Raw genomic sequence first — 20,138 nt, 5'->3', positions numbered from 1 at the left:
GCGCCCGTTACAGCGCAGGGGGCTTTTTGGCCCTGCTGAGGCCGCCTTTGGCGGCAAATAGAGGTGGTACCACGGGTTTTTCTCGTCCTCTGCTGATGCAGAGGGCGTTTTTTTATCCCTGCCGCCGAAAAAGAAGGAGATACTTATGGTCATTACGGATTTTCTGGAACGAAATGCACGGCTGTACGGTTCCGATATCGCGCTGGTCGAGATCAACCCTTCCGAGGAGCGCGACGCCGCCGTCACCTGGCGGGATTACAGCCTGATCGAGAGCGCCCGTCCCGACGCCCCCTATCGCCGGGAGATGACATGGAAGGACTTTGAACGCAAGGCCAACCGCTTTGCCAACCTGCTGCTCAGCCGTGGGCTGGAGCGCGGCACCAAGGTCGGCATCCTGCTGATGAACTGCCTGGAATGGCTGCCGCTGTACTTCGGCATCCTCAAGGCCGGCTGCGTCGCGGTGCCGATGAACTTCCGCTATTCGAGCGACGAGATCGAGTATTGCCTGGACCTCGCGGACGTCGAGGTGCTGGTGTTCGGACCGGAATTTGTCACCCGTATGGACCCGATCATCGATAAGATCCCCGGCGTCAAGCTGCTGTTCTATGTCGGCCGCAAGGTGCCGTCCTACGCCGAGGACTGCTGCCGTCTGGTGGAGTTCTGCTCGTCGAGCGCGCCCCCGGTCGCGCTGACCGAGGAGGACGACGCGGCGATCTACTTCTCCTCGGGCACGACCGGCTTCCCCAAGGCCATTCTGCACAAGCACCGCTCGCTGCTGGGCGCGTGCCGCACCGAGCAGAAGCACCACGGCCAGACCCGCAAGGACGTGTTCCTCTGCATCCCGCCGCTGTACCATACGGGCGCGAAGATGCACTGGTTCGGTTCGCTGATTTCGGGCAGCAAGGCCGTGCTGCTGCGCGGCGTCAAGCCCGAGTGGATTCTGCGCGCGGTCACCGAGGAAAAATGCACGATCGTCTGGTTGCTCGTGCCGTGGTGTCAGGATATCCTCGAGGCGATCGAGTCCGGCCGCATCGACCTGAACCATTACATGCTCGATCAGTGGCGGCTGATGCACATCGGTGCGCAGCCCGTGCCGCAGAGCATGATCCACCGCTGGCTCAAAATCTTCCCGCATCATCAGTACGACACCAACTACGGCCTGTCCGAGTCCATCGGCCCGGGCTGCGTGCATCTGGGCGTAGAGAACATCGACAAGGTCGGCGCGATCGGCAAGCCGGGCTACCAGTGGAAGGCCCGCATCGTCGATGAGCAGGGCAATGACGTAAAACAGGGCGAGGTCGGCGAGCTGATCGTCCAGGGCCCGGGCGTCATGGTCTGCTATTATAAGAACCCCGAAGCGACCGCCGAAGTGCTCAAGGACGGCTGGCTGTACACGGGCGATATGGCCCGCATGGATGAGGACGGCTTCATCTATCTGGTGGACCGCAAGAAGGACGTCATCATTTCGGGCGGCGAAAACCTGTACCCCGTCCAGATCGAGGACTTCCTGCGCCGCAATCCCAAGATCCACGACGTCGCCGTCATCGGCCTGCCCGACCATCGTCTGGGCGAGATCGCCGCGGCCATCATCGAGGTGGCCGACGGCCAGACCTGCACCGAGGACGAGATCAACCAGTTCTGCGCCGAGCTGCCGCGCTACAAGCGCCCGCGCAAGATCATCTTCGACCAAATCCCGCGCAACCCCACCGGCAAGATCGAAAAGCCGGTGCTGCGGGAGAAATATTGCAGCAACCGTCTGGTGGAAGAGCAGACCACGCACTGATGCTGCGCCTGCCATACCGATTCTATATGAGGTAAACTCCCATGTCCGATCTTATCATCAAACTTGCCATGCTGGTGGTGTTTTTCGGCATCATGATCGCCATCGGCCTGAGCTGCCGCCACCATGCGAATAACGTCGCGGGCTTTGTGCTGGGCGGCCGCTCGGTCGGCCCGTGGCTGACCGCCTTCGCCTACGGCACCAGCTACTTTTCCGCCGTCGTCTTTGTCGGCTACGCCGGCCAGTTCGGCTGGAAATACGGCATAGCCGCCACCTGGGCCGGCATCGGCAACGCCATTTTAGGCTCGCTGCTCGCGTGGGCCGTGCTGGGACGCCGCACGCGCGTCATGACCCAGCACTTAAACTCCGCGACCATGCCGCAGTTTTTTGAGGCGCGCTTTGCAAGCCGCGGCATGAAGCTGGCCGCGTCCGCCATCATCTTTGTGTTTCTCATCCCGTATACCGCGTCGCTCTATAACGGCCTGAGCCGCTTGTTCGGCATGGCCTTCCACATCGACTACGCTGTGTGCGTCATCGTCATGGCCGTGCTGACCGGTGTGTATGTCATCGCCGGCGGCTATATGGCGACCGCCATCAACGACTTTGTGCAGGGCATCGTTATGATCGTCGGCATCTGCGCGGTCATCGGCGCGGTGCTCAACAGTCAGGGCGGCTTCCTGGCCGCGCTGGACGGCCTTGCCAAGGTGTCCGACCCCGCGACGAGCACCACCCCGGGCGTGTTCGCCTCCTTCTTTGGCCCCGACCCGGTCGGCCTGCTCGGCGTTGTGCTGCTGACCAGCCTTGGCACCTGGGGCCTGCCGCAGATGGTGCAGAAGTTTTACGCCATCCGCAGCGAAAAGGCCATTGACAAAGGCATGATCATCTCGACGCTGTTCGCGTTTATCGTCGCGGGCGGCTGCTACTTCCTCGGCGGCTTCGGCCGGCTGTTCTCGACGCCAGAACTCGTCGCCGCGAACGGCTACGACTCCATCATCCCGACCATGCTCGAGGGGCTGTCGTCCTTCCTGATCGCGGTGGTGGTCATTCTGGTGCTGTCCGCCTCGATGTCCACGCTGTCCTCGCTGGTGCTCGCGTCCAGCTCGACGCTGACGCTCGACTTCATCAAGGACACGCTTGCCAAGGACATGAAGGAAAAGCAGCAGGTGCTCACCATGCGGCTGCTGATCGTGGTGTTCATCGCGATTTCGGTCGTGCTCGCGCTCGTGCAGTATTCGTCGAGCGTCACCTTCATCGCGCAGCTCATGGGCGTCAGCTGGGGCGCGCTGGCGGGCGCGTTCCTCGCGCCGTTCCTGTACGGCCTGTACTGGAAACGCACCACCAAGGCCGCCTGCGTCGTCTGCTTTGTCTTTTCGACCGTCGTCATGCTGGCGAACATCTTTGTCGGCTCGGCGTTCCCGGCGATCTTGCAGTCGCCCATCAACGCGGGCGCGTTCTGCATGCTGGCGGGACTGGTCATCGTGCCGGTCGTCAGCCTGCTGACCCGGCCGCCGGAGACCGCGCACGTCGAGCAGGTGTTCTCCTGCTATGAGCGCACGGTCGTGGTCAAGGTCAAGGAATCCATCGGGGATCAGACCTGACCCATCCTTTCTTTCGGCATCCATATGGGAACAGACCCGGCCATCGGTCGGGCCCGTCCCGTATATAGATATCCATTCAAAAAATAGGAGGAATGTCTCTTGAAAACGCTGATGTTGGGCAACGAAGCCGTTGCCCGCGGCCTGTACGAGGCCGGATGCAGCTTTGTCTCCAGCTATCCCGGCACGCCGAGTACCGAGATCACGGAGGCGGCCGCAAAATACCCGGAAATTTACGCCGAGTGGGCGCCCAATGAAAAGGTTGCCACCGAAGCTGCCTTTGGTGCATCGCTTTCCGGCCGCCGCAGCTTCTGCGGCATGAAGCACGTCGGCCTGAACGTGGCCGCCGACCCGCTGTTTACCCTGTCCTACACGGGCGTCAACGGCGGTATGATCATCGGCGTGGCCGATGACGCGGGCATGCACTCGTCCCAGAACGAGCAGGATTCCCGCCACTATGCCAAGGCGTCCAAGATCCCCATGCTCGAGCCTGCGGACTCGGCCGAGGCGCTGGCTTTCACCAAGCTGGCCTACGACCTGTCCGAGCAGTTCGACACGCCCGTGCTGCTCAAGATGTGCACCCGCGTGTCCCACTCGCAGAGCGTCGTCGAGACGGGCGAGCGCCCCGAGCGCCCCGCCAAGCCCTATGAGAAGAACGGCGCCAAGTACATCATGATGCCGGGCAACGCCAAGCGCCGCCATCCGATCGTAGAGCAGCGCACCGCCGACCTGACCGCGTGGGCGGAAACCGCCGAGATCAACCGCATCGAGGACGGCGCGGACAAGTCGATGGGCATCATCGCCTCCTCGACCAGCTATCAGTACGTCAAGGAAGTCTGCGGCGACAAGTATCCCGTGCTCAAGCTCGGTATGATCTGGCCGATGCCGGAGCAGAAGATCCGCGACTTTGCCGCGGGCGTTAACAAGCTGGTCGTGGTCGAAGAGCTTGACGGCTTTATCGAGGAGCACTGCCGCAATCTGGGTCTGAACCCGGTCGGCAAAGAGTTGTTCTCCTGCATCGACGAGCTGAGCCAGAATCAGGTTGCCGAAAAGCTGGGCGTTGTGCCGGACGCGGGCGCAAAGCTGGATGAGGCGATCCCCGCCCGTCCGCCGGTCATGTGCGCGGGCTGCCCGCACCGCGGCCTGTTCTATACGCTGGCGAAAAACAAGATCACCGTGCTGGGCGACATCGGCTGCTACACGCTGGGCGCGGTGCCGCCGCTGTCCGCGCTGGACTCGACACTCTGCATGGGCGCATCGGTGTCCGGCCTGCACGGCTTCCTCAAGGGCGGCGACCCGGCAGCCGCGGGCAAGTCGGTGGCCGTCATCGGCGACTCGACCTTCATGCACTCGGGCATCACGGGTCTGGTCAATATCGCCTACAACGAGTCTAACGCCACCGTCATCATCCTCGACAACTCGATCACCGGCATGACCGGCCACCAGCAGAACCCGACGACCGGCTTTAACCTCAAGGGCGACCCCTGCACCAAGATCGATCTGGAGACCCTGTGCCGCTCGGTCGGCATCAACCGCGTGCGCGTGGTCGATCCGTACGATCTGGACGCCTGCGACAAGGTCATCAAGGAAGAACTGGCCGCGGACGAGCCTTCGGTCATCATCGCCCGCCGTCCCTGCGCGCTGCTCAAATACGTCAAGCACAACAAGCCGCTCGTGGTCGATGCGACCAAGTGCATGAGCTGCAAGATGTGCATGAAGATCGGCTGCCCGGCCATCTCGATGACCAGCGGTAAGGCCGAGATCGACAACACGCTGTGCACCGGCTGCGGCGTCTGCGAGCAGCTGTGCAAATTCGACGCCCTGCACGCGCCCAAGGAGGACTGAGAACATGCAAACGAAAAATATCATGATCGTCGGCGTCGGTGGACAGGGCAGTCTGCTGGCTTCCAAGCTGCTGGGCCGACTGCTGCTGACCCGCGGCTATGACATCAAGGTCTCCGAGGTGCACGGCATGAGCCAGCGCGGCGGCAGCGTTGTCACCTATGTCCGCTTCGGCGACAAGGTCTACTCGCCGGTCATCGACAAGGGCGAGGCCGACTTTATCGTGTCCTTCGAGCTGCTCGAGGCCGCCCGCTGGACCGAATACCTCAAAAAGGACGGCAAGATCGTCGTCAACACCCAGAAGATCAACCCCATGCCGGTCATCACGGGCGCGATGCCCTATCCGGAGGATCTGGTGAGCAAGATGCAGGCTGCGGGCGTCAATGTGGACGCGTTCGACGCGCTCGCGCTGGCCGAGCAGGCCGGTTCGTCCAAGGCGGTCAACATCGTGCTGATGGGCCACCTGTCGAACTACTTCGACTTCACCGAAGAAGAATGGCTCACCGCGCTCGAGCAGAGCGTGCCGGCCAAATTCCTCGATCTCAACCGCCGCGCCTTCCATCTGGGCCGCAACGGCTGACTTTTTTCCCTGCGTAAATCCTCCCGCCCGCGCGGCGGGTCAGAAAGGAACAGAAATGCCAATGGAACGCTATTATCAGCCTGAAATCGAGTGTGCCAGCCGGGAGCAGATCCTGGCCTGGCAGAACGAGCGCCTGGTGGGGCAGGTGCACAACGTCTGGGACAACGTCCCATACTACCGCAAGAAGATGGAGGAGAAGGGCCTGACGCCGGACGACATCAAGGGCGTTGAGGACCTGCACAAGCTGCCCTTCGTCACCAAGGACGACCTGCGCGAGGCCTATCCGTACGGTCTGGTCGCGCGCCCGCTCAAGGACTGCGTGCGCATCCAGTCCACCTCGGGCACGACCGGCAAGCGCGTCGTCGCCTTCTACACCCAGCATGATATCGACCTGTGGGAGGACTGCTGCGCGCGCGCCATCGTCGCGGCGGGCGGCACGAATGAGGACGTCTGCCAGGTGTCCTACGGCTACGGCCTGTTCACCGGCGGCCCCGGCCTCAACGGCGGCAGCCACAAGGTCGGCTGCCTGACCATCCCGACCTCGTCCGGCAACACCGAGCGCCAGATCATGTTCATCCGCGACCTGAACGCGACCATCCTGTGCTGCACCCCGTCCTACGCCGCCTACATCGGCGAGACCATGAAGGAAATGGGCCTGACGCCCGACCAGATCCCGCTCAAGGCCGGCATCTTCGGCGCCGAGGCATGGAGCGAGGAAATGCGGCAGGACATCCAGAACACGCTGGGCATCAAGGCGTATGACATCTACGGCCTGACCGAGCTGTCCGGCCCGGGCGTCAGCTTCGAGTGCTCGGCGCAGACCGGCATGCACATCAACGAGGACCATTTCATCGCCGAGATCATCGACCCGAAGACCGGCGAAGTGCTGCCCGAGGGCGAGCAGGGCGAGCTGGTGTTCACCTCGATCACCAAGGAAGCCTTCCCGCTGCTGCGCTACCGCACGCGCGATATCTGCGTGCTCAGCCATGAGAAGTGCTCGTGCGGCCGCACCTTCGTCAAGATGTGCAAGCCGCGCGGCCGCAGCGACGATATGCTCATCATCAAGGGCGTCAATGTGTTCCCGTCCCAGATCGAGACCGTGCTCATCGCGCAGGGCTATCAGGCCAACTATCAGCTGATCGTGGACCGCGTCAACAACACGGATACGCTCGAGGTCATGGTCGAGATGACGCCCGAGAACTTCTCGGACAACCTCGGCAAGATCAACGAGATGGAAAAGCATCTGGTGGCCGCGCTCAAGGCGATGCTCGGCATCTATGCCAAGGTCCGTCTGGTCGCGCCCAAGACCATCGCCCGCAGCGAGGGCAAGGCCGTCCGTGTCATCGACAAGCGCAAGATTTAAGGAGGCGTTACCATGACCGTTTATCAGATCTCTGTATTTCTGGAAAACCGCACCGGCCAGCTGGCTGAGATCACCCAGATTCTGGCGGATAACCAAATCAACATGTGCGCCATTTCTATCGCCGAGACTTCGGACTACGGCGTGCTGCGTCTGATCGTCGACCAGCCGCAGAAAACCACCTCCATTCTGCTCGAGAAGGGGTTCATCCTGTCCAAGACGCCGGTGACGGCTGTCATGGTGCCCGACCGTCCGGGCGGACTCGCACCCGTTCTGCAGCTGATCGCCGAGGGCGAGATCGACGTCGAGTACATGTACTCGCTGTTCACCCACAAGGCGGGCAATGCCTACATGGTGTTCCGCGTGTCCGACAACGAAAAGTTTACCGCGCTGCTCTCGCAGAACGGCATCCACGTTGCCGACCGGCAGGAACTGGGCATTGGCGACTGATTTTCCGATATCCTACGCTTGCAAATCCCCCCGGACGCCTTGGGCGTCCGGGGGGATTGTTCTGTCTCGGGGCAAATCTGCGCCGCCCGCGCGCCGGGCGGACAGGCAAGCCGGCTCCCCTTCGTGCATAGGCTTTTACTGTTTGGGAAAGGGGGAAAGCCGTATGCAAAACCGGCTTCTTGCCGTGCACTGCGTGTTCGCGTCCGACGGCCCGGCGCTGTCCGCGCTGGTGGAGCAGTCATTCCGGCTGTATCTGCGCCGCGTGCTGGACGCGGAGACGCAGGAGGACGGCGCGCAAGGGCAGGAGGGAGTGCATGCACTTGGAGATTGACAACCCTGCGGACTATCGGGCGGCCCTGTATATCCGGCTGTCCAAGGAGGATGAAAGCGAAGGGCCGTCCCAGAGCGTGCAGAATCAGGACTCCCTGCTGCGGGCGTTTGTGCAGCAGCACGGGCTGTGCGTCTACGACACCTATATCGACGACGGCTGGAGCGGCACAAATTTCGACCGCCCGGGCTTCCGGCGGATGATTGCGGACATCGAGGCGGGCAAGGTCAACATGGTCCTCACCAAGGACCTGTCCCGTCTCGGGCGCGACTATATCTTGACCGGCCACTATATGGAACGGTACTTCCCGGAGCACCGGGTGCGGTATCTGTCGCTGCTGGACGGCATCGACACCGGCGTGGACTCCACGGCCAACGACATCACGCCGTTCCGCGCGATCATGAACGACATGTATGCCAAGGACATTTCCAAAAAGATCAAGTCGGTCAAGCGGGACCAGCAGCGCAAAGGGCTGTTCATCGGCGGCAAGCCGGTGTACGGCTATAAGATGCATCCGACCGAGAAAAACCGCATCGTCATCGACGAGGCGGCGGCCGATGTGGTGCGGCGCATTTTTGCCATGGCGCTCGATGGCATGAGCTGCCGCAGCATTGCCATGACGCTGAGCGAGGCGGGCGTGCCGACCCCGGCCGTCTATGCCAACCTGCCCGTCGCCCGGCGCGGCGCGCACAGCGGCCGGTGGAGCGGCGAGCGCATCTCGGAAATGCTGCAAAACGAGACCTACATCGGCAATATGGTGCAGGGCCGCATGGTGAAGATCAGCTACAAGTCGAAAAAATGCCTGCGGCAGGACCGCAGGGACTGGGTGGTGGTGCAAGGCACGCACGAGCCGCTGGTCGATCCGGAAACCTTCCGCAGCGTGCAGCGGCTGCTTGACAGCCGCAGGCGCACCCGCAGCCGCACCTATGATTTCCTGCTCAAAGGGCTGATTTTCTGCCACGAATGCGGGCATCCGCTCGCGGTCGTCAACCGCAAAAACGCCAAGGGCGACGATGTGCTGTACTTTGTCTGCCGCACCTACCAGCGCGACACCCGCGCGGGCGTCTGCACCTGCCACGCTGTCAAGGAGCAGGCGGTCACGCGCGCGGTGCTGGCCGAGGTGCGTGCGGCTTGCCGGGCGGCGCTCGATCCGGGCAGGCTGCTGCCCATCGCGCAGGCCGAGGAACAGGACACCGGGCGGCGGCGCGCTGCGCAGGGGAGGGCGCAGGCAGTGCAGGGCGAAATCGACCGTCTGACCGCGCATCTGGACCGCCTGTATGCCGACCGGCTGAACGGATTGCTGCCCGAGGCGGACTTTACGCGCCTTTGGGACCGCATCCAGCGGGAGCGGACGCAGCTGGAGGAGAAGCGGCAGGCGTGGGAGCGGCGGCAAAAAAGCGCCGGCTGCCGCGGGGACAGGGCGCAGGACTGGGTGCGGCGGTTTGTGGAAACGGCGGGGACGAACCGGGAGCTGCTGGTGCGCCTGATCGAACGCGTGGAGCTGACCGAGGAAAAAGAGGTGATCCTCCGGTTCCGGTGTGCGCCGCCGGATGACGCGGCGGAAGACAAAACGGCAGGGCGAGGCACGTCGCCGCAGGCGGCGGTTTTTTTGCCGGGCGGGCGCTTACCGTAAGCGCGGCGCGATACATAGCTGCGTGAAATGCCGAAATGCTTTGCGATCTCGCGCTGCGGCAGCGGCGCGGGGATGCCCAGCCCGTACCGCAGACGGATGATCTCCCGCTCGCGGGGCGACAGCGAAGTCGCCAGCGCATGGTGCATGGCGTTGTAGCGGTCGTGCTCCTCCACGGCCGCCAGACCGTCGTCCTCGCAGCAGATGATGTCCTGCAAGGCCAGCGCGTTGCCGTCGCCGTCGGTCTCGAGCGCGTCGGATAAGGAAAGTTCGCCCGCGGACTTGCGCTTTTGCCGGAAGTGCATCAGCAGCTCGTTTTCGATGCAGCGGGAAGCGTAGGTGGCCAGCCGGATGCTCTTGTCCGGGCGGAAGGTGCTGACGGCCTTGATCAGTCCGATCGTGCCGATCGAAATCAGGTCATCCTGCTCGGCGCTCGACGCATAGTATTTTTTCACGATGTGCGCCACCAGCCGCAGGTTGTGTTCGATCAGCTGCGCGCGGGCGTTTTCGTCGCCTTCCTGCTGCATTTTCCGCAGCAGTTCGGCCTCTTTCTGCGGCGGCAGCGGCTTGGGAAACGAGCCGTCCGCGCCCTGCACCCGCAGGACCAGAAAGAAGAATGCGCCGCCCAGCGCAAAAAGGGCGGGAAACAGCATAATATGCACCTCTCTTTCGTCAGATACCGCTACTTTATGCGGGGGATCGGCTGTCCTATGCCGCAGAAAATAGGGCTTGTAATTTGCACGCAAATCCTTTATAATATGGTAGTATTCATGGCAAAATGCACGAGGAGGTGTAAGCAATGCCAAGTGGCCAGCAATACCTGACGGCACTCGCCCAGTTCGCACCGCTGGTTGTCCTGATCGTTTTGTTTTATTTACTGCTGATCCGTCCGCAGCGCAAGCGCGATAAGGCCGAGCGCGAGATGCGCAATTCGATCGAGGTAGGCGATGAGATCTCCACGATCGGCGGATTTATCGGCCGCGTCGTCAACATCAAGGATGATGTGCTGATCATCGAGACGTCGAACGACCGCACCAAGCTCAAGATCTATCGTTGGGCGATCCGCGGCAAGGAGGCTCCGGCGACCGAGTCGGTCGAGGCGCCCAAGGAAGCGGATAAGAACGCAAAGTAATAAACCGGTTTCTTGCCGAATAGGATAAACCACAATCATTCGGCGGGAGGAAGCGCAATGATGAGAAAAACCAATGAAGGGCCTTCGCCCGTCGGCGTGTTGCTGCCGGCGGCGGTTGCGGGCCTGCTGACGACTTTGCTGCTGATGCTGGTGGGCGCCGTGCTGGTGCATCGCCGGGTGTTGGCGGAACAGGCAATCACCCCGTGCGCGCTGATCTTTTTGGCGGTCGGCTGCGCGGTGGCGGCGCTCGTTTCGGCAAAGCGCGCCCCGGGCGGAAAGTTCCTGTGGGCGATGGGCGCCGGTGTCCTGGTTTTTCTGGTCCTGCTGCTGGTGAGCGTCATCCCGCTTGCCCAGCCGGTCAATGTTGTGCGTATGGCGGTCAGCCTGCTGTGCACGCTGGCGGCCTCGGCGCTCGGCGGTTTTGCCGGCGCCAATATGCGGAAACGAAAAAAATATCGTCATATCAAAAAGTAGGAGGGAATTTCCATGAAGCATGTATCCACGCTGACCTCTGCAACCCTGAAGCAGACCGCGGCACACGGCGGCTGCGGCGAGTGCCAGACTTCCTGCCAGTCTGCGTGCAAGACCTCTTGCACCGTGGCAAACCAGAAGTGCGAGCACGCGAAGTAAGTCGCGGGTTTTAAGAAGTCAATCGCAAGGCGTGCCGGAAAGCGGCGCGCCTTGTTTGTTGCGTATCGGAGGAAGAATAGAAAAATGATTCATCGTTATCAAAAAAACGGTTTGAATTTTGTTCTGGACGTCAATTCGGGCGCCGTGCATGTGCTGGACGACATCAGCTATGCCGTATCCGGCCTGATCGACGAGAACATGGCGGACAACTGCCCACAGCAGATCGTGGACGAGCTTGCGCAGTATCCGGCGGACGAGGTGCGCGAGGCATACGGCGAGCTGTACGAGCTGAAAAAGGCAGGCCAGCTGTTTGCCGAGGACGACTATATCGACGTCAGCAAATACATTCCGGTCGGCGCGCCGGTCAAGGCGCTGTGCCTGCATGTCGCGCATGACTGCAACCTGCGCTGCAAATACTGCTTTGCGTCCACGGGCGACTTCGGCCAGGGCCGCAAAATCATGCCGCCCGAGGTCGCGAAAAAAGCGATCGACTTTGTCATCGCGCGCTCGGGCAAGCGCCACAACATCGAAGTGGACTTTTTCGGCGGCGAGCCGCTCATGGCGTGGGATACGGTCGTGCAGACGGTGGACTATGCGCGCAGCCTGGAAGAGAAATTCGACAAGAAGTTCCGCTTCACCATCACGACCAACGGCCTGCTGCTCGACGAGGACAAGCGCGCCTACATCAACGAGAATATGGACAACGTCGTGCTGTCGCTCGACGGCCGTCCAGAGGTCAACGACGAGTTTCGCAAGACCGTGTCGGGCGCGGGCAGCTATGACGTCATTGTGCCCAAGTTCAAGGCGCTGGTCGATGCGCGCGACCCGGAGAAGGATTACTACGCGCGCGGCACGTTCACCTCGCACAATCTGGATTTTGCCGACGATGTGGTGCACATCGCGGACGCGGGTTTTGACCGCCTGTCGGTCGAGCCGGTCACGGCCGACCCGGGCTGCGGCTACGACCTGACCGAAGCCGACCTGCCCAAGATCGAGGCGGAATACGACCGCCTGACCGAGATCATGCTCGAGCGCAAGAAGGCCGGCAAGCCGTTCACCTTCTTCCACTTCATGGTCGATCTGGATCAGGGTCCGTGCGTGGTCAAGCGCCTGCGCGGCTGCGGCGCGGGTTATGAGTACGTTGCGGTTACGCCGGACGGCGACATCTATCCCTGCCACCAGTTTGTCGGCAAGGAGGAATTCAAGCAGGGCAGCGTGCTCGACCAGTCGTTTGACATGGAGATCGCGACCAAGTTTGCGGGCATGAACATCTACACCCGCCCGAAGTGCCAGAAGTGCTGGGCGAAGTTCTACTGCTCGGGCGGCTGCTCGGCGGCGAACTACAATATGAATCACGATATGAACGATTCGTATGACCTCGGCTGTGAGATGGAACGCAAGCGTTTGGAATGTGCAATCTACCTGAAAGCAGCGGAGAAAATTTGTGCAGATTAGTCATTACGCCAAAAAATATCAAGAAAGCGTAAAAGACATTGCGCAGTGCCGCAAAACTGCCGTATAATGACTACTGTATTTGCAAAAGTCCCTCTGTGAAGGAGATGATGATATGCCGCAGAACGTATTGGTGTCGGTGCTGGGCGAAGGGGAATATCTGCCCTTGATGGTGCGTGCCATTTTGGAGAAAGAGGTCATCCCCACGCGCAACCTGTTTCTTTCCGCAAAGAATCAGGCAGCCTGCCAGGCCGCCGAGGGGTACGACGTGCGCATTTGTGAGGACGAATATTCTGCCATGATCAAAAGCGAGATCGTTTTGGTGGTCGCCTCCAAGCGCGAAATGCCGACCCAGCTTGCCATGATCTCCAGCAGTTCGCAGAAGCGTGTGGTCGTTTCCGTGTGCGACAGCGAAAAGGTCGATCTGGCTTATCTGTCCGAGCGCATTGCCGCCGCGACCGAGCTGATTGCCGCCGTGCTGCACCGGGATGAAAACGGCAAGCTGTACGCTACATACGAGATCAGCCAGAAGGCGCGCCTGTTCCTGCATCAGCCGTGCCGCGATCTGGTGGACGCGATGTGCGACCTGATCAACCAAGGGAACTGAGTTCTAAAACACGAAAACCGGGAATATGCTGTACCATGACCTTCCATAAGGGGGAGACGCATGAACAAGCAGCATATTCTCGGTTTTTTTGATGATCTGGTGCGCACACCGGTGTTCCTGTTTTTGTGCGCGATGTTTTTGTGCGGCGCGGTGGCGGGCGGCCTGACCGGCCTGCGCGCGGGCGAGGGGGACAGTGCGGTCGAGCTGACGGCCTTTCTGGCGCAGCTGCCCGGACAGGCACTCAAAAGCACGCTGTGCGCGCTTTTGTGGATTATGCTCGCGCCGCTGTGCGCGCTGCTGCGGCCCGCGCCGCTGTTTTTGTCCGCCGTGGTGGCCGCGCGCGGCTTTGTGCTCGCGCTGACCATGGCGGTCGGCCTGGGCCAGCAGGAGGGCGTGCTGCTGTCGCTCGGCGCGGCGGCGCTGCCCGCCATGTTGGGCGTGCCCGCGCTGCTTGCCGCCTGCGCCATGGTGTGGCAGAGCGGGGAGGCGATGGGGCGGTACTCGCTGCGCGCCTGCCGCGCTCCGTTCGCGGCCTGTCTGCTGCTGGCGGCGGCAGGCGCCCTGCTGCGTGTGCTGTTTGCCGCCCTGTGGAACCTATGACAAAGAGCCGGACGCTTTTGCGTCCGGCTCTTTGTCATAGGTGTATGCCGTGTGCGCGGAGAGAGCACGCCAAGCGGTGTTATACATACAGATAATCCGCCATTACGGGCTGCAAGCCGTGCGCGCAGATCGCCTGATAGACCTCATCGACCGAGCGGCCGTCCGAGATCTCGAACTGCTCGTCGCCCTTGTCCTCGCCCGAGTGGCCGCCGATGCCGACGTCCACGCCTGCGGAGATTTTGGTCGCGGCGATGCCGATGATGTTGTCGCGGAAGCCTGCGCGCTCGCGCGTCGAGATCGTGATGGACGCGAACGGCATGAAGATGCGGTAAGCGCATACGACCTGTAACAGCTGCGGCTCGTGCACGTCCTTGGGGTTAATTTTGTCGTTGTTGATGATTGGCCGCAGACGCGGGCAGGAGAACGCGATCTCCGCGTGCGGGTACTTGCGCTGCAGCAGATAGGCGTGCAGACCGGTCGCAAAGGCGTCCTTGCGGAAGTCGGACAGGCCGAGAAGCGCTGCAAAGCCCACGCCGCGCATGCCGCCCATCAGGGCGCGCTCCTGCGCGTTCAGGCGGTAGGGGAAAATGCGCTTGTGGCCGCCAAGGTGGAGCGTTTTGTACTTGTCTGCGTCGTAGGTCTCCTGAAATACGGTCACATAGTCCACGCCGCATTCGTGCAGATAGGCGTATTCCTCGACGTTGAGCGGATAGATCTCGATGCCGATGACGCGGAAGTATTGGCGTGCCAGTTTGACCGCCTCGCCGATGTATTCGACGGGCGACATCGTGCGGCTCTCGCCGGTCAGCAGCAGGATCTCCTGCAAGCCGGTCGCGGCGATGGCTTTGAGTTCTTGCTCGATCTCGTTCCTGTCGAGCTTGGCACGGCGGATCTTGTTGTGGCAGTTAAAGCCGCAGTAAATGCAGTAGTTTTCGCAGTAGTTGGCGATGTAGAGCGGCGTGAACATCTGCACCGAGTTGCCAAAGTGCTTACGAGTCTCCATCTGGGCGCGCTGCGCCATCTGCTCAAGGAAGGGCGCGGCGGCGGGGGAGAGGAGTGCCGCGAAGTCCTCGGGCTGGAGTACATCGCGGTTTAAGGCGCGCTGCACGTCAGCGGCGGTGTAGCGGTCCGCGTCGTAGGCGTTCATGCGGGCGATAACCTCGTCCTGAATTTCCGAGCCGATGTTATCCATGCCGGGCTGATAGGCCATGTGGTCGGTCTCGGCGGTGATATATTTGGCGGAGATGACCTCCGATTTGCTTTCATACATGACAATGATCCTTTCTTAGTTTGTGCTTTCCCCGCAAGTCGGTGCGGACGATGCCGCTGCGCGCGTCGGGCGCACAAGAAGGGGACAACCTGCGGTTTTCCCCTTCTTGCGAATCAACCCCTTTCCTTTCAGGGCGCGCTGCGCGCGCAAAGCAGGGTTCTGGCTTCCGGTTGCCGCCCGGTTGTCTTTTCGAAACAGCAAGGGCGGCTGCCACCCCGGAGTCGGCGCCTGCCGCGCGCAGCGGCAAACTCCACCGCCCGAGGGACGGGCGCAAGCCGCACAGCTGCGCGCAGCTCCAACGACAAGGACGGCTGCCACCCCAGAACGGTGGGGTAACTGCCTGCTTTAGTCCCGCAGGAACCCCGTCAGCGGCGAGGACGCGGACGCGCTCTCGCGCACGCGGCCGAGACCCGCCAGATACGCCGTGCGGCCGGCTTCGATGGCCTTTTTGAACGCTTCCGCCATCGCCGGGATGTCGCCCGCGGTCGCGATCGCGGTGTTCGCCATCACGGCGGCCGCGCCCATCTCCATCGCCTCGCACGCCTGCGACGGACGGCCGATGCCTGCGTCCACGATGACCGGCAGCTCGATCTCGTCGATCAGAATTTTAATAAATTCGCGCGTCGCGAGTCCCTTGTTCGTGCCGATCGGCGCGCCGAGCGGCATCACGCACGCCGCGCCCGCGTTCACCAGATCACGCGCCACGTTCAGGTCGGGGTACATGTACGGCATGACGACAAAGCCCTCTTTCGCGAGGATTTCGGTCGCGCGGATGGTTTCCTGATTGTCGGGCAGCAGGTATTTCGAGTCGCGCATGATCTCGATTTTGACAAAGTCGCCGCAGCCGACCTCGCGCGACAGGCGCGCGATGCGCACCGCTTCGTCCGCGTTGCGCGCGCCCGAGGTGTTGGGCAGCAGGGTGACGCCCTTGGGGATGTAATCGAGGATGTTGGCCGTGCCGCCCTCGTTGGCGCGGCGCAGCGCGAGCGTGATGATCTGCGCGCCGGCGTTGTGGACCGCGGCGTTGATCAGGTCGAGCGAGTATTTGCCCGAGCCGAGGATGAACCGGGAGGTAAATTCGTGTCCGCCTAAAATCAGCTTGTCTTCCATGGTTGTTTTTCTCCTTTGTGTCGTCAATGATGGTTAAGGTTCGGTGTATCCGAGCAGCAGCCGCAGCACCATGGTGGCCTCATGCGCGGCGCACACCGCCACGCGCGGCGCCATCAGGCCGACGCCGTCCGCGATGTCGCTTGTGCCGTCCCCGCAGAGGTACAGCCGCGTAAAGCGGCGCTCGGTGCGGATGGCATTGGCCGAGCCGCAGCCCGCCATGCCGCTGCCCGAAACGATGGGCGTGTCCGGCAGATGCGCGAGCAGCGTCTCGATCAGCATGGCTTTTTGGTCGGCGCGGTCGAACGCCTCGCAGACCACGTCGCAGTCCGCGAACAGCTGGGGCGCATTTTCCGGTGTCACACGCGTAGTATACGTTTCGTAATCAAGATATGGGTTGATTTCTATGAGTTGATCGCGCAGCGCGTCGGCCTTGGGGCGGCCGAGGTCGCGCATCGTGTAGTGCTGCCGGTTGAGGTTGCTGACTTCGACCGTGTCAAAATCGACCAGCACGAGCCGCCCGACACCCAGCCGCGCGAGAAATACGGCGATATTCGAGCCGAGCCCGCCCAGTCCCGCGATGCCGACCGCCGCGCGGTCGAGCTTTTGCTGGATGTCCGCGCCGTGGCGCTCGACGAGTGCGGCGTGCAGTTGTTCCTGTGTCAGACGCATGGCATCAGCCCCCGCCGACAAACTGCACGACCTCGATCACGTCGTCCTCGTGCAGCGTTTCTTCGGCAAACTTTGCGCGCGGCACGATCTGCCCGTTTTTCTCGACCGCGACGCGCTTGGGGTCGTGCCCGCGCTGCTCCAAAAGCGACTGTACGGTCATTTCTGGCGTAACTGCACAGTTTTCTCCGTTTACTTTCAAAAAATCCCCTCTTTTCGGCAATAAAAATACCCCGGTTTCACCATGCGGTAAAACCGGGGCATAAGTTTTTGCGATGCGACAGCTTCCCTACGATGGTGCTAACCAACAGGTTCAAAAGGTTAGGCTCTCGCCCTCTCAGCCGCTCATCACGGCACCCTTGCTTGCAAATCCAGTATAGACCCGTGTCAGGCGCTTGTCAAGATGCGAATTTTCTGCTACAATTTTAGAAAACAAATGTTCGATGGGAGGGACACGCCGTGGAGCGCACGATTCTGCACTGCGACTGCAATTCGTTTTACGCCTCGGTCGAGACGCTGCTCGACCCGACGCTGGCCGAGGGGCCGAGCGCAGTCTGCGGCGACCCGGAAAGCCGCCACGGCATCATTCTGGCGAAAAACGAGCAGGCCAAGGCGTTCGGCGTGCAGACCGCCGAGACCATCTGGCAGGCCAAACGCAAGTGCCCCGACCTGCGGCTGGTCGCGCCGCACCGCGAGGAATACGTCAAATACTCGCGCCGCTGCAACGAGCTGTACCTGCAATACACCGACCTGGTCGACCCGTTCGGCATCGACGAGTCCTTTCTGGACGTGACCGGCTCGATGCACCTGTTCGGCACGGGCGAGCAGATCGCGGACGAGCTGCGCCGCCGCATGCGCGAGGAGGTCGGGCTGACGATCTCGGTCGGCGTGTCGTTCAACCGTGCGTTTGCCAAGCTCGGCAGCGACTACAAAAAGCCGGACGCGACGACCGTCTTTTCGCGCGAGAACTTCCGGGAGCGCGTCTGGCCGCTGCCCGCGAACACACTGCTGTACGTCGGCCGGCGCGCCGCCGCGCGGCTCGACCAGCTGGGTGTGCACACGATCGGCGATCTGGCCGCGTGCGACCCGGCCTTCCTGCACGGCATTTTCGGCAAGCTGGGCGACACGCTGCTGCGCTATGCGCGCGGCGAGGACGACGAGCCGGTGCGCTCGTTTTACGCCGAACGAGAGGTCAAAAGCGTGGGCAACAGCATGACCTTTGCGCACAACCTGCTGGGCGAGGAGGAATGCCGCATGGGGCTGACCGCGCTGTGCGACAACGTCGGCCGCCGTCTGCGGGCGCGCGGCATGGTGTGCCAGACCGTGCAGATCGGCATCCGCGACCCGGAGTTTCACAACCGTTCGCGGCAGATGACGCTCGAGCGGCCGACCAACGCCACCCGCGTGCTGTTCGAGACCTCGCTTGCCCTGCTGCGCGCGCACTGGCCGATGGACAAGCCCGTGCGGCTGCTGTCGGTCACGGCGGCGGGCCTGCTGCCCGAAAGCCAGTCGTGCGAGCAGCTTTCGCTGTTCGACAGTCCGCAGCAGGCGCAGACGCGGCAAAAGCAGCGCCAGCTGGACGCGACCGTGGATGCGCTGCGGCAGCGGTTTGGGAACCGGTCGGTCATTTTTGCAAATTCGGTTCGAAAACCAAAGGAAAACGAGAAAAAAGACGAAAAAGAGCCATGACTTTGTCATGGCTCTTTTTTGGTCCACGCCTGCCGCAGCAGGGCGCAGGCGGCGTCGATCTGCGCTTCGGTCAGGCCCGCGTAGCCCAAAACCAGCGTCGCTTTGGGTGGTCTGACCGGCGGGGTGTAGTACGCCGACAGGCCGTACACCCGCACGCCCACGGCGGCCGCGCGCTCGATCAGCTCGCGCTCGAGCATGCCGTTGCGCATGTGCAGCAGCAGGTGCAGGCCGGCCTCCGAGCGCGAGACCTCGTGCGGAAGGTCGTGCAGCTCGCGGTCCAGCGCGGCCAGCAGCGCATCGCGCCGCGCCTGATACACCTTGCGGCTGCGGCTGATGTGGCGCTCGAACGCGCCCGTGCGCACAAAGGCCGCGAGCGTGTGCTGCTCGAAGCTGGGCACAGTGGACGAATAAAGCGAGAAGCGCGTGTGGTAGCGCGCCATCAGCGCGTCCGGCAGCACCAGATAGCCGATGCGCAGGCCGGGCGCGAGGCTTTTGGCGAAGGTGTTGACATACACGACTCGCCCTGCGCGGTCCAGCTCGCCCAGCGCGGGGATGGGGCGCGAGGCGTAGCGGAACTCGCTGTCGTAGTCGTCCTCGATGATATAGCGGTCGGGCGCGGCGGACGCCCAGCGCAAAATCTCGAGCCGCCGGGCGGCCGGCATGACCGTGCCGAGCGGGAAGTGGTGCGAGGGCGTGAGATACACGACCGAGGCGTCGCTTTGCTCCAGCGCATCCGCGCGCAGGCCGCTTTTGTCCAGCGGCAGCGGGCGCACCGCCGCGCCGTTCGCGTCAAAGATCTGGTACAGCTTGCGGTAGCCCGGGTTTTCCAGCCCGTAGACGCGGTTGCGCCCGAGCAGCTGGATGACCAGATGCATCAGGTATTCCGAGCCCGCGCCGACCAGAATGTTGTCGGGCGAGACACCGATGCCGCGGAAGTCGTACAGATAGCGCGCGATCTGCTGCCGCAGCTCGGGCGCGCCGCAGGGGTCGGCTGCGCGCAGCAGCCGGTCAGAGTATTCGCTGAGTACCGCGCGGCTGAGCCGCGCCCAGGTCGAAAACGGAAAGCAGCCGTTGTCCACGATGTTGGTGCGGAAGTCATAGCGATAAGGTTTTTCGTCCGGGTGAGACGGCTGCACGGCCGCGTGGGGCGCTTGCGCCGGGGCGGGCACGGCCAGCTGCCGCTGCACGAAATAGCCGCGTCGCGGCGCGGAGACGATATAGCCCTCGGCCAGCAGCTGGCCGTAGGCGGTTTCGACCGTGATCTGGCTGACGTGCAGGTTGGCGGCGAGCTGGCGCTTGCTGGGCAGCCGGTCGCCGCCCGCGAGCGCGCCCGACATGATGTCCGCGCGCACCGCGCGGTACAGCTGCTCGTAGAGCGGGGTGTCGCTGTGCGGGTCAAGGGGATAGGTGAGCATCG

Annotated in this window: 20 protein-coding genes, 1 pseudogene, 1 riboswitch and 1 other annotated feature (1 of these 23 cut by a window edge); of the genes and pseudogenes, 15 read left to right on the top strand and 6 right to left on the bottom strand. The window is 62.6% G+C overall.

Features of this window, described 5'->3' with window-relative positions:
• Positions 1 to 93, top strand: a binding site (T-box leader); it begins 137 nt to the left of the window's first position.
• A gap of 52 nt (positions 94 to 145) precedes the next feature.
• The 8 genes from EJL02_RS03705 (at position 146) to EJL02_RS03675 (ending at position 9,568) form a co-directional block, all read left to right on the top strand.
• Complete coding sequence (locus EJL02_RS03705) at positions 146 to 1,783, top strand: class I adenylate-forming enzyme family protein (RefSeq protein WP_125115078.1); 1,638 nt, start codon at positions 146 to 148, stop codon at positions 1,781 to 1,783.
• A gap of 41 nt (positions 1,784 to 1,824) precedes the next feature.
• Positions 1,825 to 3,378 (top strand): sodium:solute symporter family protein, encoded by a 1,554-nt coding sequence (locus EJL02_RS03700; protein ID WP_125115077.1) that lies wholly within the window; start codon positions 1,825 to 1,827, stop codon positions 3,376 to 3,378.
• 99 nt (positions 3,379 to 3,477) lie between these two features.
• Positions 3,478 to 5,220 carry an indolepyruvate ferredoxin oxidoreductase subunit alpha gene (gene iorA / locus EJL02_RS03695; RefSeq protein ID WP_125115076.1) on the top strand — a complete coding sequence of 581 codons (1,743 nt, stop codon included), beginning with the start codon at positions 3,478 to 3,480 and terminating at the stop codon, positions 5,218 to 5,220.
• A gap of 4 nt (positions 5,221 to 5,224) precedes the next feature.
• The gene (locus EJL02_RS03690; protein ID WP_125115075.1) at positions 5,225 to 5,797 is read left to right on the top strand and encodes an indolepyruvate oxidoreductase subunit beta; all 573 of its coding nucleotides are present in this window, start codon (positions 5,225 to 5,227) and stop codon (positions 5,795 to 5,797) included.
• Between the two features lie 61 nt (positions 5,798 to 5,858).
• Positions 5,859 to 7,160: a phenylacetate--CoA ligase family protein gene (locus EJL02_RS03685; RefSeq protein WP_125115074.1), complete on the top strand. Its 1,302-nt coding sequence runs from the start codon at positions 5,859 to 5,861 to the stop codon at positions 7,158 to 7,160.
• 12 nt (positions 7,161 to 7,172) lie between these two features.
• The gene (locus EJL02_RS03680) at positions 7,173 to 7,607 is read left to right on the top strand and encodes an ACT domain-containing protein (RefSeq protein WP_125115073.1); all 435 of its coding nucleotides are present in this window, start codon (positions 7,173 to 7,175) and stop codon (positions 7,605 to 7,607) included.
• 163 nt (positions 7,608 to 7,770) lie between these two features.
• Positions 7,771 to 7,938 (top strand): hypothetical protein, encoded by a 168-nt coding sequence (locus EJL02_RS14120; protein WP_164510274.1) that lies wholly within the window; start codon positions 7,771 to 7,773, stop codon positions 7,936 to 7,938.
• Entirely contained in the window at positions 7,922 to 9,568 is a 1,647-nt protein-coding gene (locus tag EJL02_RS03675) for a recombinase family protein (protein WP_125115072.1), read from the top strand. Before EJL02_RS14120 ends, EJL02_RS03675 begins: the two co-directional genes overlap by 17 nt.
• Before the next feature lie 53 nt (positions 9,569 to 9,621).
• Here the strand turns inward: EJL02_RS03675 and EJL02_RS03670 are convergent.
• Positions 9,622 to 10,092: pseudogene (locus EJL02_RS03670) on the bottom strand (sigma-70 family RNA polymerase sigma factor); the annotation flags it as partial.
• A gap of 272 nt (positions 10,093 to 10,364) precedes the next feature.
• On the opposite strand from EJL02_RS03670, the gene yajC reads away from it, so the two are divergent.
• From yajC to EJL02_RS03640, 6 genes are all read left to right on the top strand, one after another.
• The gene (yajC, locus tag EJL02_RS03665; RefSeq protein WP_125115071.1) at positions 10,365 to 10,697 is read left to right on the top strand and encodes a preprotein translocase subunit YajC; all 333 of its coding nucleotides are present in this window, start codon (positions 10,365 to 10,367) and stop codon (positions 10,695 to 10,697) included.
• A 60-nt stretch (positions 10,698 to 10,757) separates the two neighbouring features.
• Positions 10,758 to 11,171 carry a TIGR04086 family membrane protein gene (locus EJL02_RS03660; RefSeq protein WP_164510273.1) on the top strand — a complete coding sequence of 138 codons (414 nt, stop codon included), beginning with the start codon at positions 10,758 to 10,760 and terminating at the stop codon, positions 11,169 to 11,171.
• A gap of 12 nt (positions 11,172 to 11,183) precedes the next feature.
• Positions 11,184 to 11,327: a six-cysteine ranthipeptide SCIFF gene (scfA, locus tag EJL02_RS03655; RefSeq protein ID WP_078096990.1), complete on the top strand. Its 144-nt coding sequence runs from the start codon at positions 11,184 to 11,186 to the stop codon at positions 11,325 to 11,327.
• Positions 11,328 to 11,411: 84 nt separating this feature from the next.
• The gene (gene scfB, locus EJL02_RS03650; protein ID WP_125115068.1) at positions 11,412 to 12,782 is read left to right on the top strand and encodes a thioether cross-link-forming SCIFF peptide maturase; all 1,371 of its coding nucleotides are present in this window, start codon (positions 11,412 to 11,414) and stop codon (positions 12,780 to 12,782) included.
• 112 nt (positions 12,783 to 12,894) lie between these two features.
• Positions 12,895 to 13,386 carry a hypothetical protein gene (locus EJL02_RS03645; protein ID WP_125115067.1) on the top strand — a complete coding sequence of 164 codons (492 nt, stop codon included), beginning with the start codon at positions 12,895 to 12,897 and terminating at the stop codon, positions 13,384 to 13,386.
• Between the two features lie 60 nt (positions 13,387 to 13,446).
• The gene (locus EJL02_RS03640) at positions 13,447 to 13,986 is read left to right on the top strand and encodes a hypothetical protein (protein WP_125115066.1); all 540 of its coding nucleotides are present in this window, start codon (positions 13,447 to 13,449) and stop codon (positions 13,984 to 13,986) included.
• Between the two features lie 79 nt (positions 13,987 to 14,065).
• On the opposite strand, the gene thiH is transcribed toward EJL02_RS03640, so the two are convergent.
• From thiH to thiS, 4 genes are all read right to left on the bottom strand, one after another.
• The gene (thiH, locus tag EJL02_RS03635) at positions 14,066 to 15,256 is read right to left on the bottom strand and encodes a 2-iminoacetate synthase ThiH (RefSeq protein WP_125115065.1); all 1,191 of its coding nucleotides are present in this window, start codon (positions 15,254 to 15,256) and stop codon (positions 14,066 to 14,068) included.
• Positions 15,257 to 15,601: 345 nt separating this feature from the next.
• Positions 15,602 to 16,366: a thiazole synthase gene (locus tag EJL02_RS03630; protein WP_125115064.1), complete on the bottom strand. Its 765-nt coding sequence runs from the start codon at positions 16,364 to 16,366 to the stop codon at positions 15,602 to 15,604.
• 33 nt (positions 16,367 to 16,399) lie between these two features.
• The gene (gene thiF, locus EJL02_RS03625) at positions 16,400 to 17,035 is read right to left on the bottom strand and encodes a sulfur carrier protein ThiS adenylyltransferase ThiF (RefSeq protein ID WP_125115063.1); all 636 of its coding nucleotides are present in this window, start codon (positions 17,033 to 17,035) and stop codon (positions 16,400 to 16,402) included.
• A gap of 4 nt (positions 17,036 to 17,039) precedes the next feature.
• On the bottom strand, positions 17,040 to 17,234 hold the full coding sequence (gene thiS, locus EJL02_RS03620) for a sulfur carrier protein ThiS (RefSeq protein ID WP_125115062.1): 195 nt from the start codon (positions 17,232 to 17,234) through the stop codon (positions 17,040 to 17,042).
• A gap of 66 nt (positions 17,235 to 17,300) precedes the next feature.
• A riboswitch (TPP riboswitch) is annotated at positions 17,301 to 17,403 on the bottom strand.
• Between the two features lie 88 nt (positions 17,404 to 17,491).
• Here thiS and dinB point away from each other — a divergent pair.
• A complete protein-coding gene (gene dinB, locus EJL02_RS03615; protein ID WP_125115061.1) occupies positions 17,492 to 18,721 on the top strand; it encodes a DNA polymerase IV in 1,230 nt (409 codons plus the stop codon).
• Between the two features lie 5 nt (positions 18,722 to 18,726).
• Here dinB and pdxR read toward each other — a convergent pair whose 3' ends face one another.
• Entirely contained in the window at positions 18,727 to 20,136 is a 1,410-nt protein-coding gene (gene pdxR, locus EJL02_RS03610) for a MocR-like pyridoxine biosynthesis transcription factor PdxR (RefSeq protein WP_125115060.1), read from the bottom strand.
• Between the last annotated feature and the right edge of the window lie 2 nt (positions 20,137 to 20,138).

This window comes from Agathobaculum sp. Marseille-P7918, from assembly GCF_900625105.1.
Taxonomy (GTDB): domain Bacteria; phylum Bacillota; class Clostridia; order Oscillospirales; family Butyricicoccaceae; genus Agathobaculum.
Note: the sequence above shows the minus strand (reverse complement) of the source record. Positions and strands in the feature narration are given on the sequence as shown.